Source organism: Ruegeria sp. AF3 (assembly GCF_056536285.1).
Genome location: NZ_JBQFJM010000001.1, coordinates 148,712 through 173,938, shown reverse-complemented (window position 1 = coordinate 173,938; position 25,227 = coordinate 148,712). Strand labels below are relative to the sequence as shown.

General features: G+C 57.1%; 24 protein-coding genes. 9 read left to right on the top strand and 15 right to left on the bottom strand.

From position 1 onward, the window contains the following. Positions 1-3: 3 nt before the first annotated feature. A complete protein-coding gene (gene purS, locus ACR3FC_RS00835) occupies positions 4-234 on the bottom strand; it encodes a phosphoribosylformylglycinamidine synthase subunit PurS (protein WP_117872765.1) in 231 nt (76 codons plus the stop codon). A gap of 285 nt (positions 235-519) precedes the next feature. Continuing rightward, a complete protein-coding gene (purC, locus tag ACR3FC_RS00830) occupies positions 520-1,275 on the bottom strand; it encodes a phosphoribosylaminoimidazolesuccinocarboxamide synthase (protein ID WP_209504015.1) in 756 nt (251 codons plus the stop codon). A gap of 186 nt (positions 1,276-1,461) precedes the next feature. On the opposite strand from purC, the gene ACR3FC_RS00825 reads away from it, so the two are divergent. Continuing rightward, positions 1,462-1,782, top strand: coding sequence for a DUF1476 domain-containing protein (locus ACR3FC_RS00825; protein WP_480472609.1), 321 nt, complete (start codon positions 1,462-1,464; stop codon positions 1,780-1,782). Positions 1,783-1,906: 124 nt separating this feature from the next. Further along, entirely contained in the window at positions 1,907-2,920 is a 1,014-nt protein-coding gene (bmt, locus tag ACR3FC_RS00820; protein ID WP_480472607.1) for a betaine--homocysteine S-methyltransferase, read from the top strand. Between the two features lie 6 nt (positions 2,921-2,926). Here the strand turns inward: bmt and ACR3FC_RS00815 are convergent, their stop codons facing one another. From ACR3FC_RS00815 to ACR3FC_RS00770, 10 genes are all read right to left on the bottom strand, one after another. Beyond that, the gene (locus tag ACR3FC_RS00815; protein ID WP_480472605.1) at positions 2,927-3,703 is read right to left on the bottom strand and encodes an enoyl-CoA hydratase-related protein; all 777 of its coding nucleotides are present in this window, start codon (positions 3,701-3,703) and stop codon (positions 2,927-2,929) included. Positions 3,704-3,778: 75 nt separating this feature from the next. After that, complete coding sequence (locus tag ACR3FC_RS00810; protein ID WP_480472603.1) at positions 3,779-4,234, bottom strand: cytochrome c-type biogenesis protein; 456 nt, start codon at positions 4,232-4,234, stop codon at positions 3,779-3,781. Beyond that, complete coding sequence (locus tag ACR3FC_RS00805; RefSeq protein ID WP_480472601.1) at positions 4,231-6,195, bottom strand: heme lyase CcmF/NrfE family subunit; 1,965 nt, start codon at positions 6,193-6,195, stop codon at positions 4,231-4,233. Before ACR3FC_RS00805 ends, ACR3FC_RS00810 begins: the two co-directional genes overlap by 4 nt. 75 nt (positions 6,196-6,270) lie before the next feature. Continuing rightward, positions 6,271-6,849, bottom strand: a complete 579-nt coding sequence (locus tag ACR3FC_RS00800) for a holin family protein (protein WP_480472599.1) — start codon at positions 6,847-6,849, stop codon at positions 6,271-6,273. Continuing rightward, positions 6,840-7,451: a holin-associated N-acetylmuramidase gene (locus ACR3FC_RS00795; RefSeq protein ID WP_480472597.1), complete on the bottom strand. Its 612-nt coding sequence runs from the start codon at positions 7,449-7,451 to the stop codon at positions 6,840-6,842. Before ACR3FC_RS00795 ends, ACR3FC_RS00800 begins: the two co-directional genes overlap by 10 nt. Positions 7,452-7,567: 116 nt before the next feature. Further along, positions 7,568-8,014, bottom strand: a complete 447-nt coding sequence (gene ccmE, locus ACR3FC_RS00790) for a cytochrome c maturation protein CcmE (RefSeq protein WP_209504023.1) — start codon at positions 8,012-8,014, stop codon at positions 7,568-7,570. A 7-nt stretch (positions 8,015-8,021) separates the two neighbouring features. Next, a complete protein-coding gene (gene argC / locus ACR3FC_RS00785) occupies positions 8,022-9,050 on the bottom strand; it encodes an N-acetyl-gamma-glutamyl-phosphate reductase (protein WP_480472595.1) in 1,029 nt (342 codons plus the stop codon). Between the two features lie 94 nt (positions 9,051-9,144). Continuing rightward, positions 9,145-9,954 (bottom strand): glutamate racemase, encoded by an 810-nt coding sequence (locus ACR3FC_RS00780; protein WP_480472593.1) that lies wholly within the window; start codon positions 9,952-9,954, stop codon positions 9,145-9,147. Between the two features lie 8 nt (positions 9,955-9,962). After that, positions 9,963-10,841, bottom strand: coding sequence for a lysophospholipid acyltransferase family protein (locus ACR3FC_RS00775; RefSeq protein ID WP_480472591.1), 879 nt, complete (start codon positions 10,839-10,841; stop codon positions 9,963-9,965). A gap of 78 nt (positions 10,842-10,919) precedes the next feature. Further along, positions 10,920-14,339: an indolepyruvate ferredoxin oxidoreductase family protein gene (locus ACR3FC_RS00770; RefSeq protein WP_480472589.1), complete on the bottom strand. Its 3,420-nt coding sequence runs from the start codon at positions 14,337-14,339 to the stop codon at positions 10,920-10,922. 169 nt (positions 14,340-14,508) lie between these two features. Here ACR3FC_RS00770 and ACR3FC_RS00765 point away from each other — a divergent pair, with 169 nt between their 5' ends. The 6 genes from ACR3FC_RS00765 (at position 14,509) to grxD (ending at position 21,471) form a co-directional block, all read left to right on the top strand. After that, the gene (locus ACR3FC_RS00765) at positions 14,509-15,417 is read left to right on the top strand and encodes a LysR family transcriptional regulator (RefSeq protein WP_480472587.1); all 909 of its coding nucleotides are present in this window, start codon (positions 14,509-14,511) and stop codon (positions 15,415-15,417) included. A 270-nt stretch (positions 15,418-15,687) separates the two neighbouring features. After that, a complete protein-coding gene (locus tag ACR3FC_RS00760) occupies positions 15,688-17,934 on the top strand; it encodes a mechanosensitive ion channel family protein (RefSeq protein ID WP_480472585.1) in 2,247 nt (748 codons plus the stop codon). Positions 17,935-18,114: 180 nt separating this feature from the next. Next, positions 18,115-20,274, top strand: a complete 2,160-nt coding sequence (gene purL / locus ACR3FC_RS00755) for a phosphoribosylformylglycinamidine synthase subunit PurL (protein ID WP_480472583.1) — start codon at positions 18,115-18,117, stop codon at positions 20,272-20,274. 135 nt (positions 20,275-20,409) lie between these two features. Beyond that, positions 20,410-20,646 (top strand): BolA/IbaG family iron-sulfur metabolism protein, encoded by a 237-nt coding sequence (locus ACR3FC_RS00750; RefSeq protein WP_480472581.1) that lies wholly within the window; start codon positions 20,410-20,412, stop codon positions 20,644-20,646. Between the two features lie 224 nt (positions 20,647-20,870). Then, positions 20,871-21,122, top strand: a complete 252-nt coding sequence (locus tag ACR3FC_RS00745; RefSeq protein ID WP_480472579.1) for a hypothetical protein — start codon at positions 20,871-20,873, stop codon at positions 21,120-21,122. Further along, positions 21,109-21,471, top strand: coding sequence for a Grx4 family monothiol glutaredoxin (gene grxD / locus ACR3FC_RS00740; RefSeq protein WP_480472577.1), 363 nt, complete (start codon positions 21,109-21,111; stop codon positions 21,469-21,471). Before ACR3FC_RS00745 ends, grxD begins: the two co-directional genes overlap by 14 nt. Positions 21,472-21,477: 6 nt before the next feature. On the opposite strand, the gene ACR3FC_RS00735 is transcribed toward grxD, so the two are convergent. Genes ACR3FC_RS00735 through ACR3FC_RS00725 form a run of 3 tightly spaced genes read right to left on the bottom strand, consistent with a single transcriptional unit; the run spans position 21,478 to position 22,960 of the window. Next, complete coding sequence (locus tag ACR3FC_RS00735) at positions 21,478-21,825, bottom strand: MliC family protein (RefSeq protein ID WP_480472575.1); 348 nt, start codon at positions 21,823-21,825, stop codon at positions 21,478-21,480. Continuing rightward, positions 21,822-22,217, bottom strand: coding sequence for a cell division protein ZapA (locus ACR3FC_RS00730; protein WP_480472573.1), 396 nt, complete (start codon positions 22,215-22,217; stop codon positions 21,822-21,824). The genes ACR3FC_RS00735 and ACR3FC_RS00730 overlap by 4 nt, the downstream gene beginning before the upstream one ends. Beyond that, complete coding sequence (locus ACR3FC_RS00725; RefSeq protein ID WP_480472571.1) at positions 22,217-22,960, bottom strand: hypothetical protein; 744 nt, start codon at positions 22,958-22,960, stop codon at positions 22,217-22,219. Before ACR3FC_RS00725 ends, ACR3FC_RS00730 begins: the two co-directional genes overlap by 1 nt. Positions 22,961-23,196: 236 nt before the next feature. Between ACR3FC_RS00725 and tkt the strand changes: the two genes are divergently transcribed. Then, entirely contained in the window at positions 23,197-25,221 is a 2,025-nt protein-coding gene (gene tkt, locus ACR3FC_RS00720; RefSeq protein WP_480472569.1) for a transketolase, read from the top strand. Positions 25,222-25,227 lie beyond the last annotated feature (6 nt).

The following is a 25,227-nucleotide window of genomic DNA, read 5'->3' as shown; positions in this document are numbered from 1 at the left end:
CAATCAGACCAGTTCGATCTCGTAGCGTTCGATGACGGTGTTGGCCAAAAGCTTTTCGCACATCTCGGTCACGTCTGCCTCGGTTGCGCCATCGGCAAGCTCAAGATCGATGACTTTGCCCTGACGTACGCCTTCGACCTGATCAAAGCCCATTGCACCTAATGCGTGACGTACTGCTTCGCCCTGCGGGTCCAGCACCCCGTTCTTGAGCATCACATGAACCCGTGCTTTCATTTTGGCAACTCCACCTGAGGGCCGCATACAAGGCCCATTTCGTTGCGCGGGGGATAGCGCGCCTGATGGGTTTCGACAACCCTGTTTCAAACGCAGTTTGCCGCAGGTAGGTGACGATCCTGCGCCGTCAGATGGACCCGAGTAGTTTTGCCGGCACGGCAGCTGGAAGCTTCGGAATGGTCATCCGATCAAACGGCCCGGCCACACGCAAACACCCTGCTCTACCAACAACTTGGCAAAGACAAAACGCCGCCCTGAGGGGGCGGCGCTGCTAAGGCGTGGTATTTAGTTGATCAGCGTCGGCTTGGTGACGTTGCTGGCAGGCAGCACACCCAGTCTTCGGGCGACCTCGGAATAGGCATCTGTCAGGCTGCCCAGATCGCGGCGGAATACATCCTTGTCCAGTTTCTGACCGGTCTTGATATCCCACAGGCGGCAGCTGTCCGGGCTGATTTCATCCGCAACGACCAGCCGCTGATAGTCGCCTTCAAATACGCGCCCGATTTCGATCTTGAAGTCAACCAGACGAATACCCACCGCCAGCATCACGCCGCTCAGGAAATCGTTCACGCGCAGCGCGAGGCTGAGGATGTCGTCCATGTCCTGCTGGCTGGCCCAGCCAAACGCGGCAATATGTTCCTCGGTGACAAGAGGATCGCCCAAAGCATCATCCTTGAAGCAATATTCAACGATCGGACGTGGCAATTGCGTCCCTTCTGCGATGCCAAGACGTTTCGACATCGAACCGGCCGCGTAATTGCGCACGATCACTTCTAGTGGAATGATCTCGCAGTTGCGCACCAGCTGTTCGCGCATATTCAGGCGCCGGATGAAGTGGTTCGGAATACCAATCTGGGTCAGCCCGGTCATGAAGAACTCGGACAAACGGTTGTTCAGCACGCCTTTGCCGTCAATCACGTCTTTCTTCTCGGCATTGAACGCGGTGGCGTCATCCTTGAAATACTGTACGATGGTGCCCGGTTCGGGGCCTTCATACAGAATTTTGGCCTTGCCTTCGTAGATTTTCTTGCGACGCGCCATAAGCGACCTTTCCAGACTGGCGAAAGGGAATGAGTCCCTTCACGTTGGCGTCCTCATAGTGCAAGCCCTGCGTTCCCGCAAGTTCGCTGCCCCGAGGGCCTTTGACGCAGCGCAAATACCTTGCACCCAGAGTGTCCTATTGTCATATCATCAGTGAGAAACGGTAATCCAAGGGGTCCCCAACCAATGACCACATTCGACGAACGTGAAGCCGCGTTTGAAAGCAAATTCGCCCATGACGAAAAGATGCAGTTCATCGCTCGGATGCGCCGCAACCGCTTTATGGCTGTCTGGGCGTCTGCGCTGAAGGGCGAAACTGTTGAACAGGCACGGAAATACGGCCAGGAACTGGTTCATACCGACCTACAGCATGTCGGCGAAGACGATGTTGTCGAGGCGGTCAAAGCCTACTTGGGTGATCTTGCGGATGAAGCCACGATCCGTTCGAAAATGGCCGAGCTTCTGGTTGAAGCCAAAGAACAGGTGATGGTGGAAGGCGAGCACTGATTGCCTGAAATGCAAAATTCATGATCTTCATGAGTTTTATGAAATTGATTTGACGCCCTGGTCATGAGACACGGGGCGTCTCTGTTTTTTTGCAGCGTTTATACGCTTTTTCTGGAATAACCCTATGACAAACGCGCTGAGCAAACTTCTGGACACCAAAGACGCCATCCTTGCGGACGGTGCAACGGGGACCAATTTATTTAACATGGGTCTGCAATCAGGTGACGCGCCTGAGCTGTGGAACGTGGATGCTCCGGACAAGATCAGGGCGCTGTATCAGGGGTCGGTCGATGCGGGCAGCGACCTGTTTCTGACCAACACGTTTGGAGGCACTGCGGCGCGTCTGAAACTGCATGATGCGCAGAACCGCGTGGGCGAGCTGAACCGTATCGGCGCAGAACTTGGACGTGAAATCGCGGACAAAGCCGGGCGCCCTATCGTCGTGGCCGGATCGGTTGGACCCACCGGCGAGATTATGGAACCGGTCGGCAGCCTGTCGCATTCCGACGCGGTTGAAATGTTCCATGAACAGGCCGAGGCTTTGAAAGCGGGCGGAGTTGACGTTCTTTGGGTGGAAACCATCAGCGCGCCAGAGGAATTCCGCGCGGCAGCCGAGGCCTTTGCGCTGGCCGACATGCCCTGGTGCGGCACGATGAGCTTTGACACGGCCGGGCGCACGATGATGGGTGTCACCTCGGCCGATCTTGCGCTTTTGGTCGAAACCTTGCCAAACCCACCGATCGCTTTTGGAGCCAATTGTGGAACCGGCGCGTCGGATATCCTGCGCACGGTTCTGGGTTTTGCAGCGCAAGGCACCGAGCGTCCGCTGATCTCAAAGGGCAATGCGGGCATCCCGAAATACGTGGATGGCCATATCCATTATGACGGGACACCCGAACTGATGGGTCGGTATGCTGCCATGGCACGGGATTCGGGCGCAACAATCATCGGCGGGTGCTGCGGGACCATGCCCGATCATCTGCGCAAAATGCGCGAAGCGCTGGATACCACTTCGCGCGGCGAGCGCCCGACACTGGATCAGATCACCGAGGCACTGGGGCCGTTTTCGTCGGCTTCGGACGGAACCGAGGACGACGCAGGCCCCGAACGCCGCACGCGTCGCCGTCGCCGCGCCTAACGCTTATCAACGCCCTTCGAATTTCGGAGGGCGTTTTTCCATGAACGCCACCACACCTTCTGCAAAATCCCGCGACCGGCCACATTCTCCTTGAAGATGCGCCTCGGTTGCAAGCTGCTGCTGCAATGTGTTTTCGTAGGTCCCGCGGATGGCACGCTTGATCGCGCCATAGGCGGCGGTTGGACCTTTGGCCAGATATTCTGCCCTTTTGTGCCAATGTGCGGCAAACGCATCATCGGGGACAGCTTCCCAGATCATGCCCCATTCTTCGGCCTGCCGGGCGCTGATCTTGTCAGCAAACAAGGCGGCCCCCATTGCTTTGGCCAAGCCCATCTGACGCGGCATGAACCAGGTGCCCCCGGCATCGGGCAGCAAGCCGATACGTGCAAAAGCCTGCAGGAAATACGCACTCTCCGTTGCAATAACCACGTCCGCACACAGCGCAAGGTTGGCCCCTGCCCCCGCAGCAGGTCCGTTTACAGCCGCGATCGTCGGAACAGGACAGCTGTGGATGGCTTCCAGCATCGGCTCGTACTCGTCGCGCAATGATCGTTCCAGATCGATCTTGCCGGTCGATGATGCATCTCCCAGATCCTGCCCGGAACAAAACGCCGGCCCCGCGCCGGTGATAACGATACAGCGCGCTTTAACCGCGGCATCTTTCATCGCGTGGGTAATCTCTGCCCGCATCCGAGTGGTCAGCGCGTTCATCTTGTCCGGTCTGTTCAGGGTCAAAACCGCCAGACCATCCGATATGTCCAATAGAACCGTTTCGTAATTCATGAAAACTTTTCCCTCGCGCCACGTGTTTCAGCACACTTACTTGTCCGGGCAGGATGGGAAAAGCAGAACCAAACGTCAGTCTTCAAGAATTTGGCGAAGGCGTTCCTGTTCTTCCGCACTTAGAGCTTCGGTTTCACCCGAAACCTGCGCCCTTGCGCGTGTGCGAAGAAAGTTCAGCCCGACTGCGGCAGCGATCAGCAGCATGATCGGCCCGGCAAGCCACAACAGCAGGTTCGAACCACTGGTGGTGGGCTTGAGCAGGACATATTCGCCGTAGCGGTCAACGATAAACGAGATGGCCTCTTCGTCGCTGTCACCCGCAACCAAACGTTCGCGCAAAAGCAGACGCAGATCGCGCGCCAGATCGGCGTTGCTTTCGTCAATGCTTTCATTGCGACACACCAGGCACCGCAATCCAACACTCAGGTCGCGCGCCCGCTGCTCCAGAACCGGGTCGTCCAGAACTTCATCAGGTTGTACCGCAAACACGGGTGCTGCAAGCAGCAGCAGGATCAGAACAAGGCGCTTCATTCTGCGGGTACTCCGCCAGCGGGGGATTTACGCGCGCCTGCGGCGACGCGGAAGCGCCTGTCGCTCAGGCTGAGGACACCGCCGAGCGCCATCAGGATACATCCACCCCAGATCCAGTTCGCCAGCGGTTTGATATAGGTTCTCATGACCCAGCCACCGTCTGCCTGCTGATCCCCGATGACGACGTAAAGGTCACCAAGAAAACGATAGTCAATCGCGGCCTCGGTCGTCGGCATGCGTGCGACGGGATAATCCCGTTTCTCGGGATGCAGCGTTCCGATGGCGCGACCGCCCTTTTCCACCAAAACATCAGCCGTGGTTGAAAAATAGTTCGGACCCTGTACCCGTCGCACGTCCTGCAACGTCAGTGTAAACTGACCTACTTCGAACGGCTGGTTCAGCTGCGCCACACGGATATCTTCTGCCTCCCACGCGGTCAGACCGGCAATCGCAAAGATCGTCACGCCAAGGCCGGTATGGGCAACTGCCTTACCCCAATCGGCGCCCGGAAGTCGGATCAGACGTTTGAAGCTGCCATTGCGGCCTGTCCGGCTCCACAAATCAATGGCGGCACCGAAAGTGATCCATGCCCCCAGAAACAGGCCTACGGGCCCTAGCGCGCTGCGACCGGTCTGCATTGCCCAAACCAACAACGCAATCGCCAGCGCCAGACCAAAGGCATAGCGCAGGGACCAGGCCGTTTTGCCCAACCGACCGCGTTTCCACGGCAGCATGGCCCCGATCGGCAGGATCAGACCCAGCAAAACCATGAACGGTGAAAAGGCCGCGTTGAAAAACGGCGCCCCGACCGAGAGTTTGCGGTCGAACATCATCTCGGCCACCATCGGCCACATCGTCCCGACAAAGACAACGAAACAACTGACCGCAAGAAGGACATTGTTCACGATCAGCGCGCTTTCGCGGCTGACCATGCCAAAAACGCCCTTGGCCTCCATCGCCTGCGCCCGCGCGGCAAACAAGGTAAGCGCGCCACCGATGAAGAAGACCAGAATGATCAGGATGAACACACCGCGTTCAGGATCATTGGCAAAAGCATGTACCGAGGTCAGCAGACCTGAACGCACGATAAACGTGCCGATCAGGGAAAATCCAAACGCAATAATTGCCAGCAGAATGGTCCAGCTTTTCAATGCTTCGCGCTTTTCCACGACAATTGCCGAGTGCAACAGCGCCGCCGCTAGCAGCCAGGGCATGAAGGATGCGTTTTCCACCGGGTCCCAGAACCAGAAACCGCCCCAGCCCAGTTCGTAATAAGCCCACCAGGATCCCAACGCGATTCCGATAGTCAGGAAAACCCATGCCGCCAGCGTCCAGGGGCGCACCCACCGGCCCCATGCTGCATCGATACGCCCTTCGATCAGGGCAGCAATCGCAAAGCTGAATGCCATGCTCAGCCCGACATAGCCGAGGTACAAAAACGGCGGGTGGAAGGCCAGCCCGGGATCTTGCAGCAGTGGGTTCAGGTCACGCCCGTCAAACGGAGCGATGGCAAGCCTGTCAAACGGGTTCGACGTGAACAGGATGAAACCGAAAAACGCCACGGCAATGGCCGACTGAACGGCCAGAACACGGGCTTTGAGTGTCGGTGGCAAGCCGCCACCAAAGAAAGCCGCCATCGCTCCAAACAGGGTGACGATCAGCACCCACAGCAGCATGGATCCTTCGTGGTTGCCCCATGTTCCGCTGATCTTGTACAGCATCGGCTTTGCCGTGTGGCTGTTCTCGACCACAATCCTGAGGGAAAAGTCAGACGTTACAAACGCCCAGATCAAAGCACCAAATGCAAACGCCGTCAGCAGGAACTGGACGATCGCGGCGGGCTCTGCAAAGGCCATCCAGCCGGTCCAGCGTTTTGAGGCGCCGATAAGTGGAACAACGCTTTGCACTATGGCGACAAAGAACGCGAGGATCAGGGTGAAGTGGCCAAGTTCTGTAATCATGCCCCGGAATATACGCCGGTGCGGAACCGGGGGCCATGACCTTTAGCTAGTTCTGCACGCACAAAGTGTCGCGGGTCAGATACCGCGAAGCTTTCGCCAATCGTTCAGAGCCTGGTTTTCTTCGGGAAGTACGACATCGCGGGTCAGTACAGCATCCGGACCGGGATCGGCAGCACCGGGGCTGTCGCTCTGCATGGTGCGCAAGGCCTCGATATTGCTCAAGACCGTTGGCAGTTGCGTCATGGTTGAGCGGATATCCCGCTGAAAATCCTGCATTTTACTTTGGTGACGCGCGCCAAAGTAAAACGATACGATCACGCCCAGCAACCACCACAGCGGCTCTGGGACCAAGGCTATGCCCTGCATCCGTGCGGCAAACCATATTGGGTCGACCATGGCGGCAACAAACAAGCCAAGCGTTCCCAATGCCAGCGCCGGGCGCGGTAACCTGTTCACGCCGTCCATGACACGGTCAAAAAGACCCTTCTGAGGTGCCTGAAATTCGCTACCGAACTGCACCATGGCCTGAGTTTGAATCTCATTGGCGCGTACTGCGCCTGCTTCGGTGTTTTCACGATAGAGTTCTGCGGTTTCCTGTAAGACGTTGCGCCCGTTACCAAACAAAAGCGCCAGCACACCTGAAATCAGCCCCATGCCGCGATCCTTCTGGTAAATTCGCTGTCCGAAAGATGATAACGCGGCGAAAGAAATTCTTCGGCCCGTTTTATCCAGCCACCTTTGCCGCCTGATCGGCTACGCGCGTATTTTCTGGATGCAGGCCGCTGATCAGCAAGGCGAAAATAGTAGTTTCGCCGCGCAATCCCGTAGGCGTCGCGCAGGACATCGGGCTCTGGCTGCGCCGCGCTTTGGCAGGCCGCCACGGTTTGCGGGCCTATCACGCCGTCGGCGGTGACGTTAAACCCCATTTCCTGTAGCAGCCGCTGAAGGATCTTCACCGCCTGCGCACCGGCATTCACATACATGTCGAAAACCGAAGCATGCAGGGTTTCGGGAAGCTCCGCAATGTGCGGCTTGTCGAAATAGTGCTGCACAAAGATGTCGACCGCTTGTCGAGCGGACACTGCGCGCACATCCGCCTCGTCAACCCGACCGTCGCCAGTCAGATCCAAACCCAGCCTGCGCAGGGTGTGAATCGTGACCCCGAACTTGGTTGCCCCGCCCGGATCGTCGGGGTCATCAACAAAGCCCCCTTCACGGGCCACAATCTCTTTGGCAATTTGCCGAACCGTTTGCATACCACCCTCGTAACGTTAGGTGGCCACACCGTTTCCGACAGAAATTAATGATTTAAAACGAAACGGAGCGCTGCATGCACCATGCACGCAACGCTCCGTAACAGAGTCAAACGGCTTCAGCTTTCTTCCGCGCCTTTGTAGACACCTTGCTCTTTCAGAGCGTCCATGACCTCTTTCGGCATGTAGGTCTCATCATGTTTGGCAAGAATTTCAGTCGCTTCAAAGACGCCGTTCACGTAACTTCCCGTGCCGATCATTCCCTGATTTTCCGAGAAAAGGTCAGGTAGAACACCTGTGAACGAGACCGGAACGCTTTCGCCGCCATCCGTTACAACAAAACGGATGGTTTCGCCCTGTCCGCGGATGATCGAGCCTTCTTCGACCAAGCCGCCAATCCGAAACACTTCGGTCGGTTTCGGCGGCTCTGCAATCACCTCGCTGGGCGAGCGGAAAAAGTTGATCCCGTCCTGCAATGCCCAACCAATCAACGCAGTTGCCGCCACCAAGGCAACAACTGCCACCAGAATGACTTGTACGCGCCGACGTTTCTTGAGCGTTTTCATACCATCCTCACGGGAAAAGCGGGGCCATCATCAGGCCCAGAGTTTCATCTTCACCTAACATCAGGTTCGCGTTCTGCAAGGCTTGCCCACTGCTACCTTTTGTCAGGTTATCCAGCGCCGCAATCACAATTGCGCGCCGCTCAATCCTATCCGCCACAACACCGATATGACAGAAATTCGACCCCCGCACATGGTGGGTTGAAGGAGTCTCACCCATCGGCAGCATCTGGATGAACGGCTCGTCCGCGTAGGCTTTGGCAAGCGTTTCGTAGATGCTGTGCGGGTCGCCCTTCACATAGGTTGTGGCCAGAATACCCCTGTTTGCAGGGATAAGGTGGGGCGTGAACTGCACATGCACAGCCCGACTGGCAAGTTTCGAAAACTCCTGATCAAACTCGCCAAGATGCCTGTGTGTCCCTCCGACGGAATAGGCGTTGCTGCCTTCGCTCAGTTCAGCGTGCAGCAGGTTTTCCTTCAATGACCGCCCTGCCCCTGACACAGCGCATTTCAGGTCCAGAACGATATCGTCCAGATCAATGACCCCGGCAGATATCAGCGGCCGCAGAACATATTGCCCGGTCGCCGCATTGCACCCGGTGCCCGCAACAAGCCGTGCCCCCTTGATGTCTTCGCGGTAGAACTCGGTCAGACCATAGATCGCCTCTTCCTGCTGTTTTAGCGCGGTATGCGGATTGCCGTACCATTTTTCGTACTCGTCGGGGTCGGCCAGCCGGAAGTCGGCAGACAGGTCAATGATTTTCAGATCTTTCGGCAAGTTCCGGATCACTTCCTGACTGGTTTTGTGCGGCAAAGCGCAAAAACACAGGTCAACCTGCGAAAAGTCGATCTCGGAGATTTTGCACAGATCAGGCAGATCCATGTGGCGCAGATGCGGGAAAACCTGCGCCATGGTCATGCCAGCCTTACGTTCGGCGGCCAGCGCGACGATATCCATGTTCGGGTGCTCGGCGATCAGCCGCACCAGTTCAGCGCCGGTATAGCCCGAAGCGCCCAAAATTGCGATTTTATGGGTCATGTCAGACCTCTTTCACTTGAGTGTCACATGTTTCGACCGCCGATGTGACGGCCTTGAAATAAGGGAAGCAAAGTGGCTGCGTCCTTGACCTAAGTCAGGCAGCCTGGAACGTGATTTGTCGTCGGAGGAACTGCGTCGCCCGGTCGCTGACTACATTGGGTTTGCCAGTTGTCAGAAAACCACTCGGGCCCTCGCCCAACATGTTGGGGTGACGTTGCAGGTAATCTGCCAGACTGTCAGCAACAAGCGCACCCTGGCTGTAAACCTGCACATCGTCACCCAACGCCGCCTGGAATGCTTCGGCCATCAACGGGTAATGCGTGCAGCCCAGAATAGCAGCCTGAGGTTCTGGCATTTTGCGTTTCAGCGCATCCACATGGCTGCGCACCAAGGCTTCGGCCAGGATCATGTCACCGTCTTCTATGGCATCCACAACGCCGCCACATGCCTGTGCCTCGACATCTACTCCGATGGCCCGAAATGCCAGTTCCCGCTGAAAGGCCCTGCTGGACACGGTGGCAGGCGTTGCAAACAACGCCACATGTTTGACGGCCACTTCGCGCGGCGGAGAATTGTCGCCCCATTGCCGTTCGGTCAGTGCTTCGATCAACGGGACAAAAACGCCAAGAACGCGTTTGCCGCTGGGCACGCCTTCTTCCTGCATCCGCCGCAACGCTGCGGCGCTGGCCGTGTTGCAGGCCAGAATCACCAGATTGCAGCCACGCGACCACAGATCTTGAACCGCCTTGCGGGTCAGCTGATAGATATCCTCGGCATCACGCACACCGTATGGCGCGTGTGCACTGTCTGCAAAATACAGGAAATCAACGTCCGGCAGACGTTGCTGTGCGGCACTCAGGACGGTCAGACCGCCCAAACCGGAATCGAAGATACCTACTGCCATTAGATCCTTCAGGCGCGATGCCGTTCCTCAAACTCATAGCCGTAGTCATAAGACTTCAACGGCGTTGGAGACAGCTCATACGTGGCTTTGCGCAGGAAATCCATCATCTTGCGCGTATCCTTGCTGAGCGGGTCCAGAATGTCGCGCCTGATCGGCTCTCCGACTACGACCTTCACCGGTGTATCAACGCGTTTCTTGAACTCTTTGATCAGCAGGCCCATCCGCAAAGTACTGTGCAGATGGCTAGCGATCTGAAACAGACGAGAGGTGTGGCCATCAAAGAAAACCGGAACAACTGTGGCATTCGATTTTGCAACCATCCGCGCGGTAAACCCGCGCCAACCCGGATCCATGGGGTGGGAAAACGGCTTAACCCCGGTGCTGACCGTCCCACCGGGAAAAATGCCGATCGCCCCGCCTTCGCCCAGATATGTGAGTGCGGTTTTGCGGGTCTCAAGGTTCAGCTGCATCGCCTCTTTCGTTTCATCAAACGAAATTGGCAGAATGATGCGATTCAGGTCTTCGGCCTTGCGAAACACCCGATGGGCCAGAATGCGGAAATCACCCCGCGTCTCGGACAGGATATGTCCCATCATCAGGCCATCCAGAATTCCGTAGGGATGATTGGCAATCAGGATCAGAGGACCGTCTTTCGGGATATTCGAAAGCGATCCCCCCGCCACGTCCAGTGTAAGCCCATAGCGTTCGACCATCACAGCCCAAAAGTCGCGCCCATTGGCAACGTCTTTCTCGTACCCGTCCGCGCGTTTGATCAGGCGCATACGGCCCGTCGTGTTCTCCATCAGCTTGATGACCATCCGCCCACCTTTGGTTTCGGCGGAATGCGCATAGGAAATGTCGCGAACGGCATGACGACGGGAAGGCATATGGGTCTCCGGTTTGCTGCCTGCAAAATAAGTGCAAGTAACGATTTTGCCTAGCTATCGTGACACGCTTGTGACGTTTTATTCCGCCGCAGCCTGCAACCCTGTCCCTCCGCCGCGAATGACGGTCAGCAACTCCTCGCGCCGTTTGGCTGCTTTGGCCTCGTTCTCGCGCAATACGGGGCCAAACCCACGGATATCCAGCGGCAAACGAGCCAGGGCGGCAATCGCATCGCGTGTTGTCTGCGATACAAGCGGCAGAACCTCGCGCATGTCCTTTTCATATTGACGGATTAACGCACGTTCCATCCTGCGTTCCGACGAATAGCCGAAAATATCCAGCGGAGTACCGCGCATTGCCTTCAACCGGGTCAAAAGTTTCAGTGGGCCAAGGATGGCTTCGCCAAACGCACGTTTGCGGGGTCTGCCGTTGCTGCCCGATCCCCCCAAAAAGGGTGGGGCCAGATGGAACGTCATCTTGAAATCGCCATCGAACTCGGCAGCCGCTTTGTCACGGCTTGTCAGAAGAAGGCGCGCGACTTCGTATTCATCCTTGTAGGACAAAAGCTTGTGATAGCCTTTTGCCACCGCCTCGCGGATATCCGCATCCTCAACACTGTCGACCAGCTTGCGATACCGTTTGGCCAGCCGCGCACTTTGGTAATCGGTCAGATGGCTTGCGCGGAATTCGATCTTCTGATCCAGCGATCTGGGCATCTCGGTCACGGTCGGAGACAGAATGGACTGCACTTCAGCGGGATGCAGAACCGCCCAACGCCCGATATCGAACGCACGCTTGTTCCGTTCAATCGTAGTTCCGTTCAATTCGATGGCATCAAAGATCGCCTGATGGCGGACGGGCAACAACCCCCGCTGCCACGCCGCGCCAAAGATCATCATGTTGGAATAGATCGAGTCGCCCATCACGGCGCGTGCCAACTCGGTCGCGTCAAACAGCGAGACACCTTCTTTTAACCGTGCCTGGAGGGCCAGTTCCAGCTGATCGGCAGGAATTCGGAACTCGGTATTGCGCGTAAAGTCGCCTGTTACCGTCTCATGGCTGTTCACAACGGCGCCTGTACGGCCTGTGCGCGTCAGGCCCAAAGTTTTGGCTCCAGCGGACACCACCAGATCACCGCCGATCAGCGCATGGGCTTCGCCGGTTGCGACACGGATGGCGCTGATGTCTTCGGGTGCGTTGGCCAGACGGCAATGGATGTGAACCGCGCCGCCCTTCTGCGCCAAGCCCGCCATTTCCATCATGCCCGCGCCTTTGCCGTCAATCTGGGCAGCTTGCGCAAGAATCGCGCCCAGCGTGACAACACCGGTTCCCCCGACACCCGTGATCACCACGTTATGGGTGCCGCTGATCTTGGGCAGCACCGGCATCGGCAGGTCCGGCAAGTCGATTTCGGTCGTTGCCTCTTTGCGGATCTTCGCCCCCTCAAGCGTGACAAAGGATGGGCAAAAGCCGTTCAGGCAGGAATAATCCTTGTTGCAGCTTGACTGATCGATGGCGCGCTTGCGCCCAAGTTCTGTTTCCTTGGGCACAATCGACACACAGTTCGACTGCACCCCGCAATCGCCGCAGCCTTCGCACACATCGGTATTGATAAACACACGCTTGTCCGGGTCCGGGAACGTGCCGCGTTTGCGGCGACGGCGTTTTTCGGCCGCACAGGTCTGAACATAAACGATGACCGAGACGCCCTCGATCTCGCGAAATTTCTCCTGCACCTGCATCAGTTCCGCACGCTCGAACGTCTGAACACTCGACGGCAAAGCCTTGAAGTTCACGTCTTCCTTTTCGTCATAGACCAGAGCAACCTCACGGACACCCATGGCCTTGACCTCGGCAACGATCCGTTCTGCGGTCAGATCGCCTTCATTCTCCTGCCCGCCCGTCATGGCGACGGCATCATTGAACAGGATCTTAAAGGTGATGTTCGTGCCCGCTGACAACGCCGCGCGGATCGCCTGAACGCCCGAGTGGTTATAGGTGCCATCGCCAAGGTTCTGGAACACGTGTTTGGTGGTCGAAAACGGGGCCTCACCGATCCAGTTCGCGCCTTCACCGCCCATCTGGGTAAAGCCGGTGGTGTTCCGGTCCATCCACTGAACCATGTAATGACAACCGATCCCTGCATAGGCTCGGCTGCCATCGGGGACTTTTGTCGAACTGTTATGCGGGCAGCCCGAGCAGAAATACGGAAGCCGCGTTGCAATTTCCTGTGCGTTGTCAGCCCGGCGTGCCTCGGATAATGAGGCCAGACCCGCACGAATACCATCGGTTTCGCGCCCTTCTTCGATCAGGATCTCACCCAGCTTTTCGGCAATCATGATCGGGTCCAGCGCGCCGCGGGTCGGGAACAGTTCATCGCGATGCAACGTACCGGCGCCGCCCTTGTACCACCCATAAACCCGGCGGCCGCGACGGTCGTCAAAGATAGCTTCTTTGACCTGAACTTCGATCAGCTTGCGCTTTTCCTCGACGATCACGATCAGGTCCAGTCCTTCGGCCCAGTCGTGGAACCCGACCATGTCCAGCGGGAAGGTTTGTCCCACCTTGTAGGTCGTGATCCCCAGCCGCTCGGCTTCGGACTCGTCGATGTTCAAAAGCGAGAGCGCATGGGTCAGGTCCAGCCAGTTCTTACCGGCCGCAACAAACCCGATCTTTGCACCCGGTTTGCCCCATATCCGCTTGTCCAGCTTGTTGGCATGTGAAAACGTCTCGGCAGCAAACCTCTTGTAATCGATGACGCGCGTTTCTTGCAGGTGCGGCGTGTCCCCAAGGCGGATATTCAAACCGCCTTCCGGCATATCGAAATCAGGTACGACAACCTGCATTCGGTCGGGGCGACCATCCACAACCGAAGTAACCTCGATTGTGTCCTTCATGGTCTTTAGCCCAACCCAAACCCCGGCAAAACGGCTGAGGGCATAGCCGTAAATTCCGTAGTCGAGGATTTCCTGCACGCCCGCCGGGCTGACGACAGGCATATACATATCCACCAGTGACCATTCGGACTGATGCAACACGGTCGAGCTTTCGCCAGTATGGTCATCACCCATCGCCATAAGCACACCGCCATGCTTGGCGGTACCGGCCATATTCGCGTGGCGCATGACGTCACCGGACCGATCTACGCCCGGCCCCTTGCCGTACCAAAGACCGAAAACCCCATCGAACTTACCGTCGCCGCGCAAGCCGGCCTGTTGGCTGCCCCACAGCGCTGTTGCCGCCAGATCTTCGTTCAATCCAAACTGAAACGTAACATCGCTTTGGGACAACTGCTTTTGCGCCCGCATCATCTGCTGATCAACAGCGCCCAGTGGCGAGCCACGATATCCAGTCACCAGCCCCGCAGTGTTCAGTCCCGCCTGCCGGTCTCTGGCCTTTTGCATCAGCATCAACCGGACAAGCGCCTGTGTTCCGTTCAGAAGAACGGGGCTTTTTTCAAGATCGAACCGGTCGTTTAACGTAATCTGTGGCTGACTCATCAGACGTCTCCCCTCGCCAGATCAGTGTGCATGTACTCAGCGCATTTTAGGTCATAATTTCTGACCTGTATAGGTTTTATGCACTGAACCGTAACGATTTCGGCCTTTGATTGTAGAACTTGTTACCTGTTTCATATAGGCGTTCGAAAAGATAACGAAAGTTGCGGCGATGGATTGGGACAAGCTTAGAATATTTCACGCGGTGGCCGATGCGGGCAGCCTCACACATGCCGGGGACAAGCTCAATTTGTCTCAATCCGCAGTGAGCAGACAGATCCGCGCGCTGGAAGAGTCATTGGATGCCACCCTTTTTCACCGTCACGCCCGGGGGTTGATTCTCACCGAGCAGGGTGAACTGTTGTTCGACGCCACATCCGCCATGTCAAAACGGCTGGACGCAGCAGCCGCGCGCATTCGCGACAGCGAGGAAGAGGTTTTTGGCGTTCTTCGGGTCACGACGACCTTTGGATTTGGCACGCTTTGGCTCGCCCCGCGCCTGCCCAAGCTTTATGAACAATTCCCTGATCTCAACATCGACCTGATGCTGGAAGAACGTGTTCTGGACCTCCCCATGCGAGAAGCGGATGTCGCCATTCGCATGAAGGAACCCAGTCAGGCAGATCTGGTGCGCAAACGCCTGATGACGGTTCAGATGGCGCTTTACGCTACGCAAAACTATATCGAAGCCCATGGTGGAATGCTGAAATCACTGGAGGATATCCAAAATCACCGGCTGATCTGTCAGACACCCGCGGCACCCCAAGTAGGTGCCAGTGCGGCCATGGTACGCCATCTTATGACCTACAATCCTGCTTCGCTGTTGACGGTGAACAACTACTTTGGCGTTCTTCAAGGTGTGTTGCACAATCTCGGGATTGGGGTTCTGCCAGATTACGTCACACAGGATTTCCCGCATCTTGTGCCGGTTCTGTCGGATATCGAAACCGCTGACGTGCCGGTGTATCTGGCCTATCCCGAAGAACTTCGACATTCAAAACGTGTCGGGGCGTTCCGTGACTTTGTGCAGGACGAGATTATCGCACAGCGCAAACAGCTGAAAAAGATGGGGAAACTATAGCTATGCACACACAGCATAGCGGGCATGAGGTCATTTCAGGGTTAATTTCCTTGAACGTTCACAAACTGACCCCTAAATGAGCACTCGAAGACGGTGATGCTGAAACGCTCATCATCTTCATACCTCCCTGTTGGACTATGGCCGAGCTTATTGCTCGGCCTTTTTTTTGCTCAAGGTGTTGCATCAAGTCAGCGAAAGCTCTGGGAAAAATACACGCATAGGCATATGATCCCAAAAAAACGAAACAATTTCGTGTTCGAGGGAAAATCCATGTTCCACCCATTCCGCCTTGTGTTGGCGATTGTCTCCGCTCTATTTTTGGCGGTTCCGCTATATGCGCAAGACACCGGCTCAACATCCACAGTGACCATTCCAGACGATTTGACGCCTGAACAGGTCGACGGTCTTGTTGCCCGCATGTCAGATGATCAGGTGCGCGCAATTCTTTTGGAACGCCTAGATGCGGTTGCCGAAAAACAGGCTGCCGAGAAGGCGAACGTGGAAGACCCGCTAACCGAAATAAGCGAAATATGGGCCGAGATGGTGTCGTCCTGGACACACGTTCTGACCACGCTTCCAAATATCGTCACAGCACAGATAACTGCGTTTGGCAATTTCAGCGACACGTTTGGAACGAACGGTGTCTTTACCCTGTTTGGGCTTATTCTTTCTGTGTTGATTGCTGGTTTAATAGCCGAGAAGCTGTTCATTTTCCTGACCCGTCGCTGGCATGAAGCGACCGAAGTTGGGGAGGAGGCTGATCTCAAGGGAGCTGTCAGTTATCTGTTCCGCAGGTTCTGTCGCGAAATTGCCGGGCTGATCGTGTTCTATGTCGTCATTCGCGCGATTGGTCGCGGGATTCTGACACCCGAACAGATCACCTATGCCGGTCCGTTTGTGTTCTATCTGATCTGGATCCCGCGCCTGGGGGCTGCGGCCTCACGTTTTGTTCTGGCACCGGAGAAGCCCAAATATCGGTTGGTGAGTATTGACGATCATTGGGCAAAGTATCTGCATCGCAATCTGATCGGGCTGTTGATCCTGATCGGGTTCACGCTGTTTGTTGTGCGCTTCAACGCTCTTAATGGCGTGACAGGCGACGATACACGCATTGGCTTCTGGCTGAACGCGGCAACCCATGTCTATATCGCTATCATCGCATGGACCGCGCGCGAAGGGCTGTCTCAGATGATGCTGGGAACAGATCCGGATCACACGAAATTCGATGAAGAAGTTGCGCATTATTATCCCTACTTCGCCATTGGCGTTTCGGTGACAATCTGGCTGCTGGTCGAATTCCTGGTCGCGCAACGCGATCCATCGACGCTGAGATTGTTGGGTCGTGGTGCGCATTTCACAACAATGTTCTGGTTGCTGATTGCCCCTGCTCTCGACACGTTGATCCGCGGGCTGGTACGCCATTTGCAGCCGCCGATGTCTGGCGAAGGCCCGCTGGCCGAACGCGCTCATCGCGCGGCCAAGCGCAGCTACATCCGGATTGGGCGGGTCATTGCCGGGCTGATCATTGTCTTCATGATCGCCCGCACCTGGCATCTTGACCTACGCAATGTCGCCTCGGCCGGTGTCAGTGCCGAAGTTGGCGGCGCTGTCATTGAATTCCTTCTGATCATCGCAGTCGGCTACATCCTGAACGAGGTCGTCTCACTATGGATCAACCGCAGGCTGGCCAAAGAGCAGACCGCGGCTGAAGCGGTCGACGAGGAAGCAAGCGGTGAAGGCGGCGGTGCCGGGGGCTCTCGTCTGGCGACGGTTCTGCCGCTGATGCGGATTACGGCCCAGATCACCATCTCGGTTATCTTCGGTCTGCTGGCCCTGGGTGCGCTGGGTATCAACATCACACCGCTTCTGGCCGGTGCCGGTGTTCTGGGTCTGGCCATCGGCTTTGGTGCTCAGAAACTGGTGGCGGATATCGTCGGTGGTGTTTTCTTCCTGATCGATGATGCCTTCCGCGTCGGCGAATATGTCGATGTGGGCGGAACCACAGGAACGGTCGAAAAAATCTCGATCCGTTCAATGCAACTGCGCCATCACAGGGGGCCTGTGCACACAATCCCTTATGGTGAAATCCAGAAGCTTACGAATTATAGCCGTGACTGGGTGATCATGAAGCTGAAATTCACCGTGCCCTTCGATACCGACCCGAACAAGGTCAAGAAAATCTTCAAGAAGATCGGGGCCGAGATGATGGAGGACGAAACCCACAAAGAAGGCTTTCTGCAACCGTTCAAATCTCAGGGCGTGTTCGACTTCGACGATGTCGGCATGATCATTCGCGGTAAATTCATGGCAAAGCCCGGCAAGCAGTTCACCTTGCGCAAGGAGATCTTTAACAAGGTCAAGGCCGAGTTCAAGGCCAACGGCATTGACTTTGCCCGCCGCGAGGTGCGCGTTGCAATTCCCGGGCTGGAAGAGGTCGAGCATCTGACGCCCGAACAGAAGACTGCTGTTGGCGCCGCAGCTGCTGCCGAGGTCAACAAGGACAAGGGATCGGCGTAATCTTCGCGGTTTACGTCCGCGATTTGCAGCAGGACTGCTGTGCGGTTTATCGGAACCGGCCGTGATGCCGGTTCCGTTTTTCTTTGAAAGACGCGACCTGCGCCGTCTTGACCCTTTCCACACGCGCGCGCTTGCCCTACAAGGCGCGCAATCTCGGCCCACTTGGACACAGGACAGAAGATGCAAGAGCCCGCTATCACACCCGATCTGATTGCAGCACATGGGCTCAAGCCCGAGGAATATGACATGATCCTCGAGATCATCGGGCGTGAACCGACCTTTACCGAGCTTGGTATTTTCTCGGCGATGTGGAACGAACATTGTTCTTACAAGTCGTCGAAGAAATGGTTGCGCACTCTTCCAACCTCGGGGCCTCAGGTCATTTGCGGCCCGGGCGAGAATGCCGGTGTCGTGGATATCGGCGACGGTCAGGCCGTGGTTTTCAAGATGGAAAGCCACAATCACCCGTCCTACATCGAACCCTACCAAGGTGCGGCAACGGGTGTCGGCGGCATCCTTCGGGACGTGTTCACCATGGGCGCGCGCCCGATCGCTTCGATGAACGCGCTGTCCTTCGGTGAACCCGGCCACCACAAAACCCGCCAGCTGGTCAACGGCGTGGTTGAAGGTATTGGCGGCTATGGCAACTGTTTCGGTGTTCCCTGCGTTGGGGGCGAGGTTCGCTTTCACCCCGCTTACAACGGCAATTGCCTTGTGAACGCCTTTGCCGCCGGTTTGGCCGACAGTGACAATATCTTCTACTCTGCCGCGTCGGGCGTGGGCATGCCGGTGGTCTATCTTGGTGCAAAAACTGGTCGCGACGGTGTTGGTGGCGCAACGATGGCCTCGGCCGAATTTGACGACACCATCGAGGAAAAACGCCCCACTGTTCAGGTGGGTGATCCCTTCACCGAAAAGCGCCTGATGGAAGCAACACTGGAGCTGATGCAGACCGGCGCCGTGATCTCGATTCAAGACATGGGTGCTGCGGGCCTGACCTGTTCCGCCGTTGAGATGGGCGACAAGGGTGGTCTGGGCGTGCGCCTGGATCTGGAAAACGTCCCCCAGCGCGAAGAGAATATGACAGCCTATGAGATGATGCTGTCCGAATCTCAGGAACGCATGCTGATGGTTCTCAAGCCCGAGCTTGAGGCCGAAGCCCGCGCCGTGTTCGAGAAATGGGACCTGGACTTTGCCATCGTCGGTGAAACGATTGCCGAGGATCGCTTCCTGATCATGCATAACGGTGAGGTCAAGGCCGATCTCGTCCTGTCCAAACTGTCTTCGACCGCGCCCGAATATGATCGCCCTTGGGTGCCGACGCCCGAAGCCGAAGACCTTGCCGAAGTGCCTCAGATCGACCCGATTGACGGCCTGCGTGCCCTGCTGTCGTCGCCCAACTACGCGGGCAAGCAGTGGGTTTATGAGCAGTACGACACGATGGTGATGGCGGATACAAACCGGACACCGGGCCTGGGTGCGGGTATGGTGCGTGTTCACGGCACCGACAAGGTGCTGGCGTTCACCTCTGACGTGACCCCGCGCTACGTCCGCGCCAACCCGGTTGAAGGCGGCAAACAGGCGGTGGCCGAAGCCTACCGTAACCTGACGGCTGTTGGGGCGAAACCGTTGGCTACCACCGACAACCTGAACTTCGGCAACCCGGAAAAGCCCGAAATCATGGGCCAGTTTGTTGGCGCCGTTCAGGGCATCGGCGCCGCAGTCGGCGCGCTGGATATGCCGATCGTGTCCGGCAACGTGTCGCTGTATAATGAAACCGACGGTCAGGCGATCCTGCCCACCCCAACAATCGGCGCTGTTGGGCTGCTGAACCACAGCGATGAAATCATCGGCAACGAGGTGCGCGAGGGTCACGTGGCTTTGGTGATCGGCGAAACCAAAGGCCATCTGGGTCAGTCAGCCCTTTTGGCCGAAGTCTTCAACCGAGAAGATGGCGACGCGCCGCATGTGAATCTGGACGCTGAAAAACGCAACGGTGATTTCATTCGCGCCAATCGTGGAATGATCAAGGCCTGCACAGACCTGAGTGATGGCGGCCTTGCGCTGGCGGCCTTCGAACTTGCCGAGGCAGCCGGAGTTGGCGTGTGTCTGGATGATGCACCGACGGAGTTTCTGTTCGGGGAAGATCAGGCGCGGTATCTGGTCGCTTGCAACTTTGATCAGGCCGAGGCGTTGATGATCGCGGCGGGTCAGGCAGGTGTACCGCTGGTCTCGGTAGGTCGGTTTACTGGCGATACCGTCAGGATCGGCGGCTCGGAGGCCTCGTTAGAAGACCTGACGGCCGTTTTCCGCAACAGCTTTGCCGACGCCGTCGCCTGATCAGGCTGTTTAAATATCGCTCGAAACCTGCGCCCTGAATAAGCGCAGGTTTCGTCGTTTTGGCACATTCATGTGCCCTTGCGCGCCAGGTTCAAGCGCTCTACATCTTTGGAAAGACCTTCAGGAGTTACCTACATGCCGATGAGCGCCCATCAAATAGAACACCTGCTTCGAGAAGCCTTTCCTGATGCGGTCATTCAGGTTGGCGGCAACGACGGTGTTCATATGTCCGCCATGGTGGTGGACGAAAGCTTTCGCGGCAAAAACCGAGTTCAACAACAGCGCGCCGTCTATGCGGCCCTGAAGGGCAAGATGGATGGCCCGGATGGAGAGCTGCACGCACTGGCATTGACCACGAAAGTGCCTGAATAGCAGACGAACCGATAGGATGGGCTCTACTGAGACTAACCTTTCTGTTCTTAGACGTTATCAGCTCCTTGGCGATCCTGTTTTGTGATCTACCGAAGCTACTGAAATATGGGCCCAGATATTGGCGCGTCACAAGGAATATGAGACGGCGAAAACTCACACAGCGCAAAGGTTGAGAGTGCCCAATTATGAATGGCTTGTTGTTCTGGATAGGTTTATTTGCAGCATTGATAGTTGCCGCCGCGCTGATCGAAGCCTATGTCAAACGCAACCGAAAAAGAAAACTGTCCGATATGCGTCCGGATCCGGGTGAACTCAGCAAAATGGGCGGCCTTGAGAGATATGGGCTTGATCCGGTGAAAATGGCGCAGGCTGAACACCGGCAGCTTGAAACGGAAGGATGGGCACTCAGTTTGCCCAGTGATGGAACAATCCCCGCAGATGCGGATGAAAAGGGAAAACAAGATGACCGACGTTAAGACCCGGATCGACGAAACCGTCAAAGCCAACGATGTGGTGCTGTATATGAAAGGCACCAAGGAAATGCCGCAATGCGGGTTCTCCTCGCGCGTGGCTGGCGTGCTGAACTATATGGGCGTCGAATACACGGATGTGAACGTTCTGGCCGACGAAGAAGTGCGTCAGGGGATCAAGGATTATTCCGACTGGCCAACTGTGCCCCAGCTTTATGTCAAAGGCGAGTTTGTTGGCGGTTGCGATATCATCACCGAGATGACCTTGTCGGGTGAACTGGATGCGTTGTTCGACGAAAATAATGTCGGCTACAACAAGGAAGCAGCCGACAAAATCCGCGAAGCAAACGCGTAATCCGGCCTACCGGCTGGAACAACCCCGATAGATCTCCTGCTCATTGGCGGCGCCCGCCGCCAAATAGCTAACCGACGCGTCCCACCCTTTCGAGCGCAGGATGTAGGTTCCACTTTCACCAAAGGATTCGTAGCGGATACCTGAACCGCTTTCGACCTGACGCATAACAACCAGAGAATTGTCCACCAAGGTTGCCGCGGCCCCTGTACTATCCGGTGCGTTGAAATAGGTAACAGGCAGCGGTATTCCGTTTTCGCAGGTGAAGGTGACAGACAGAATATCGATTTCGGCCAGTGCCGTTGTTGCGGGCATGACCAGCGCCGCAACACAGATGAATTTGCGCAGGACCTTCATCGTGCCTTTTTCTCCTCAACTACTGCGGCCAGCGCTTCGGCTCGTGCGGCCAGTTCGGCCAGCGTATCTGTAACAGATGGCGGAACCACAGCCACTTCGATGCGCTCAGGTTCGGGCGCCGGGGCGCTTCGCAGCGCCTGAAGCTCGGCTTCGGCTTCGGCCAGTTTCCCTTCGAGCGATTTGACCTTGTCCTCTGTTGCCGCAGTCTTGTCGGCCAGCATCAAGCCGGCCATCAGCAACATGCGGGATTCCGGCATACGACCGATCTGATCGGACAGCACCTGTGCCTCGTCGTCCAACACTTTGGCGGCAGCGTGCAGAAAGGGCTCTTCCCCGTCCCGGCAGGATACCTCAAAACCGCGCCCGCCGATATGAATGGTCACTTCGGGCATCACTCTACCTCACCTTCAACAAGTTTCGCCTGCGACAGCAAAGGTTCCAACCTTGCAAGAACTGCCTGCGCTTCGGCGGCGTCTGACGCCTGTGCTGCGCGCGTTGCTTCCAGTTCCGCGACGGTGGCCCGGTTCAGCAGCTCGGCATCTGCGACACCTTCGGCGGCGGCGGCGCGCAATTCCTCTATCGCAGTGCGCAACTGCTCGTTTGCCTTGCGCAACCGTTGCAGATCGTCGTCCAGTCGCGACATTGCAGCGCCGTGACTGGTCCGTTCAGCGCGCAGCATCTCAAGCTCGGCGCTCAGGTCGTCGACGCGGACTGTATCTGACAGTTCGTCCTTTAGACGGCTGTTTTCCGCTTTCAGCGCCTCCAGCTCGGTGCTGTTGTCCAATGCGGCCTTGGCTTCGGCCAATTCAGCGCGCGCGGCTTCGACCGTCGCGATTTTCGCACGGGCTTCTTCCAGCTCGGATCGCAGAGCGTCTGTTTCGGCTGTATTGGCCGGAGCGGTTCGCAACTCCTCAAGATCGGCTCTCAGCCCATCCACTTCCTGTTCGTGCTGTTCCTTTAGGGTTCTCAGACGTTCCTGAAGCTGCGCGTTCGCAACTTTTTCATCTTCAAGCGCTGCCTGGAGGCCGTCATCCGGCCGGGCATCCACGGACGCGCCGCCCAATGCGTCGACGCCCGCTCCGATACGGTCCATCGCCGCAATAATGCGGTGCTGTAATTCCTCAAGTTGGCTCATGCCCCTGTCACCTCTTTATCAAGGTTCATTCTGTTGCGAAGCGATCCGAATCAAAATCGAATCCCGCCTGCCGCCAGTCTAACGGAATGCGACAGAAAATACCCACTGTTTGCTTTCAACCACTTGGACCACGCAGTTCACGCAATCCAAGCGGATAAACCCCGGTTCTGCTTGCACTTTGAGTGCTGAGTGGTATTGAGCCCGCAATCTGCTTTTTATCCAAAGGAACAACGCCCGTGGACCTGACTGCGCTGCGCAATGCCAACCCCGAACACTGGGACAAAGCTGCGGCCATCCGCACATTGACCCTTGATGCCGTCGCCGCTGCAAACTCCGGACATTCCGGTATGCCCATGGGCATGGCGGATGTCGCGACTGTCCTGTTCGAAAAGCATCTGAAGTTTGACGCCTCGGCCCCGAACTGGCCGGATCGTGACCGCTTCATCCTGTCCGCAGGCCATGGTTCGATGCTAGTCTATTCGTTGCTGTACCTCACCGGATATGCAGATGTAACGCTGGAGGAGATCAAGAATTTCCGCCAGCTGGGCGCAAAAACCGCAGGCCACCCAGAAAACTTTCTGGTCGCCGGTGTTGAAACCACGACCGGACCGCTGGGTCAGGGTATCTCGAACGCCGTGGGCTTTGCGATGGCCGAGGAAATCCAGCGCGCACATTATGGCAAGAAGGTTGTTGACCACTATACCTATGTCATCGCGGGCGACGGCTGCATTATGGAAGGCGTAAGCCAGGAGGCAATCACCCTGGCCGGTCGTCACGAGCTGAGCAAGCTGATCGTCTTCTGGGACAACAACAACATCACCATCGACGGCACCGTCGACATCGCCGACCGCACCGATCAGGTTCGCCGCTTTGCGGCCTCGGGCTGGCATGTGATTGAAATCGACGGTCATGACCCCAAGGCCATCGACGCGGCCATCGTTCAGGCGAAGAAGTCGAACAAGCCGACAATGATCGCGTGTAAAACCCACATTGCTCTGGGCCACGCGGCGCAGGACACGTCAAAGGGGCACGGTGCGCTGACCGATGCGGATCAGCTGAAGGCCGCCAAGAAGGCTTATGGCTGGGCGCATGACGCGTTTGACGTGCCTGCCAGTGTCAAATCCGCATGGGAAGCTATCGGTGCGCGTGGCGCTGCCGAGCGTTCGGAATGGGAAGAGCGTTTCGCACAACTGTCCGAGCGTAAGCAGGCTGAGTTCACCCGCGCATATGCATTCGAGGCCCCCAAGCGTCTGGCCGGAGCCATTCGCGCCTTCAAAAAGCAGATGTCCGAAGACCAGCCGAAACTGGCCACCCGTTCGTCGTCGGAGAAGGTCCTGAACGTTGTAAACCCGATCATGACCGAAACCGTTGGCGGTTCGGCGGACCTGACCGGGTCAAATAACACAAAATCGGCCGATATGGGCGTGTTCCTTCCGGAAAACCGCAAGGGTCGCTATATCCATTATGGTATCCGTGAACACGGCATGGCGGCGGCGATGAACGGCATGGCGCTGCATGGTGGTATCCGCCCCTATGGCGGTACATTCATGGCCTTCACCGATTATGCCCGCCCGTCCATGCGTCTGGCGGCGCTGATGAAGATCCCTTCGGTTTTCGTGATGACCCATGACTCGATCGGTCTGGGCGAAGACGGCCCGACCCACCAGCCTGTCGAGCATCTGGCGATCTCGCGTGCAACCCCCAACACTTTTGTCTTCCGCCCGGCTGACACCATTGAAACGGCCGAGGCATGGGAACTGGCGCTGACCTTCAAGGACAGCCCCTCGGTCCTGTCGCTGACCCGTCAGGGTGTTCCAACGGTACGTGCCGAGCACAAGACCAAGAACCTGACCGCACAAGGTGCTTACGTTCTGGCCGAAGCAGAAGGTAAGCGTCAGGCAATCCTGATCGCCACAGGTTCCGAAGTGTCGCTGGCCATGGAAGCCAAAGCGATGCTCGAGGCCGAGGGCATCGGCACCCGCGTCGTCTCGATGCCCTGCATGGAGCTGTTCGCACAGCAGGACGAAGCCTACCGCAAGCGCGTCCTTCCGGCGGGTCCGGTCCGCGTTGGTATCGAAGCCGCGGTTCGCGCTGGTGGCTGGGATCGTTGGTTGCTGGGTGAACGTGGCCGCGAAGCCAAAGCCGGGTTCATCGGCATGTCCAGCTTTGGTGCCTCGGCCCCTGCGGGAGAACTGTACAAGCATTTCGGCATCACCGCCGAAGCGACCGTCGCAAAGGTCAAGGAATTGTTGGGGCTGTAAATCAGT

What these genes read in the sequence shown, in the direction of transcription:
- purS (WP_117872765.1), bottom strand. Translation starts at nt 234, where the DNA reads ATGAAAGCACGGGTTCATGTGATGCTCAAGAACGGGGTGCTGGACCCG.
- purC (WP_209504015.1), bottom strand. Translation starts at nt 1,275, where the DNA reads ATGGCGCGTCGCAAGAAAATCTACGAAGGCAAGGCCAAAATTCTGTAT.
- ACR3FC_RS00825 (WP_480472609.1), top strand. Translation starts at nt 1,462, where the DNA reads ATGACCACATTCGACGAACGTGAAGCCGCGTTTGAAAGCAAATTCGCC.
- bmt (WP_480472607.1), top strand. Translation starts at nt 1,907, where the DNA reads ATGACAAACGCGCTGAGCAAACTTCTGGACACCAAAGACGCCATCCTT.
- ACR3FC_RS00815 (WP_480472605.1), bottom strand. Translation starts at nt 3,703, where the DNA reads ATGAATTACGAAACGGTTCTATTGGACATATCGGATGGTCTGGCGGTT.
- ACR3FC_RS00810 (WP_480472603.1), bottom strand. Translation starts at nt 4,234, where the DNA reads ATGAAGCGCCTTGTTCTGATCCTGCTGCTGCTTGCAGCACCCGTGTTT.
- ACR3FC_RS00805 (WP_480472601.1), bottom strand. Translation starts at nt 6,195, where the DNA reads ATGATTACAGAACTTGGCCACTTCACCCTGATCCTCGCGTTCTTTGTC.
- ACR3FC_RS00800 (WP_480472599.1), bottom strand. Translation starts at nt 6,849, where the DNA reads ATGGGGCTGATTTCAGGTGTGCTGGCGCTTTTGTTTGGTAACGGGCGC.
- ACR3FC_RS00795 (WP_480472597.1), bottom strand. Translation starts at nt 7,451, where the DNA reads ATGCAAACGGTTCGGCAAATTGCCAAAGAGATTGTGGCCCGTGAAGGG.
- ccmE (WP_209504023.1), bottom strand. Translation starts at nt 8,014, where the DNA reads ATGAAAACGCTCAAGAAACGTCGGCGCGTACAAGTCATTCTGGTGGCA.
- argC (WP_480472595.1), bottom strand. Translation starts at nt 9,050, where the DNA reads ATGACCCATAAAATCGCAATTTTGGGCGCTTCGGGCTATACCGGCGCT.
- ACR3FC_RS00780 (WP_480472593.1), bottom strand. Translation starts at nt 9,954, where the DNA reads ATGGCAGTAGGTATCTTCGATTCCGGTTTGGGCGGTCTGACCGTCCTG.
- ACR3FC_RS00775 (WP_480472591.1), bottom strand. Translation starts at nt 10,841, where the DNA reads ATGCCTTCCCGTCGTCATGCCGTTCGCGACATTTCCTATGCGCATTCC.
- ACR3FC_RS00770 (WP_480472589.1), bottom strand. Translation starts at nt 14,339, where the DNA reads ATGAGTCAGCCACAGATTACGTTAAACGACCGGTTCGATCTTGAAAAA.
- ACR3FC_RS00765 (WP_480472587.1), top strand. Translation starts at nt 14,509, where the DNA reads ATGGATTGGGACAAGCTTAGAATATTTCACGCGGTGGCCGATGCGGGC.
- ACR3FC_RS00760 (WP_480472585.1), top strand. Translation starts at nt 15,688, where the DNA reads ATGTTCCACCCATTCCGCCTTGTGTTGGCGATTGTCTCCGCTCTATTT.
- purL (WP_480472583.1), top strand. Translation starts at nt 18,115, where the DNA reads ATGCAAGAGCCCGCTATCACACCCGATCTGATTGCAGCACATGGGCTC.
- ACR3FC_RS00750 (WP_480472581.1), top strand. Translation starts at nt 20,410, where the DNA reads ATGCCGATGAGCGCCCATCAAATAGAACACCTGCTTCGAGAAGCCTTT.
- grxD (WP_480472577.1), top strand. Translation starts at nt 21,109, where the DNA reads ATGACCGACGTTAAGACCCGGATCGACGAAACCGTCAAAGCCAACGAT.
- ACR3FC_RS00735 (WP_480472575.1), bottom strand. Translation starts at nt 21,825, where the DNA reads ATGAAGGTCCTGCGCAAATTCATCTGTGTTGCGGCGCTGGTCATGCCC.
- ACR3FC_RS00730 (WP_480472573.1), bottom strand. Translation starts at nt 22,217, where the DNA reads ATGCCCGAAGTGACCATTCATATCGGCGGGCGCGGTTTTGAGGTATCC.
- ACR3FC_RS00725 (WP_480472571.1), bottom strand. Translation starts at nt 22,960, where the DNA reads ATGAGCCAACTTGAGGAATTACAGCACCGCATTATTGCGGCGATGGAC.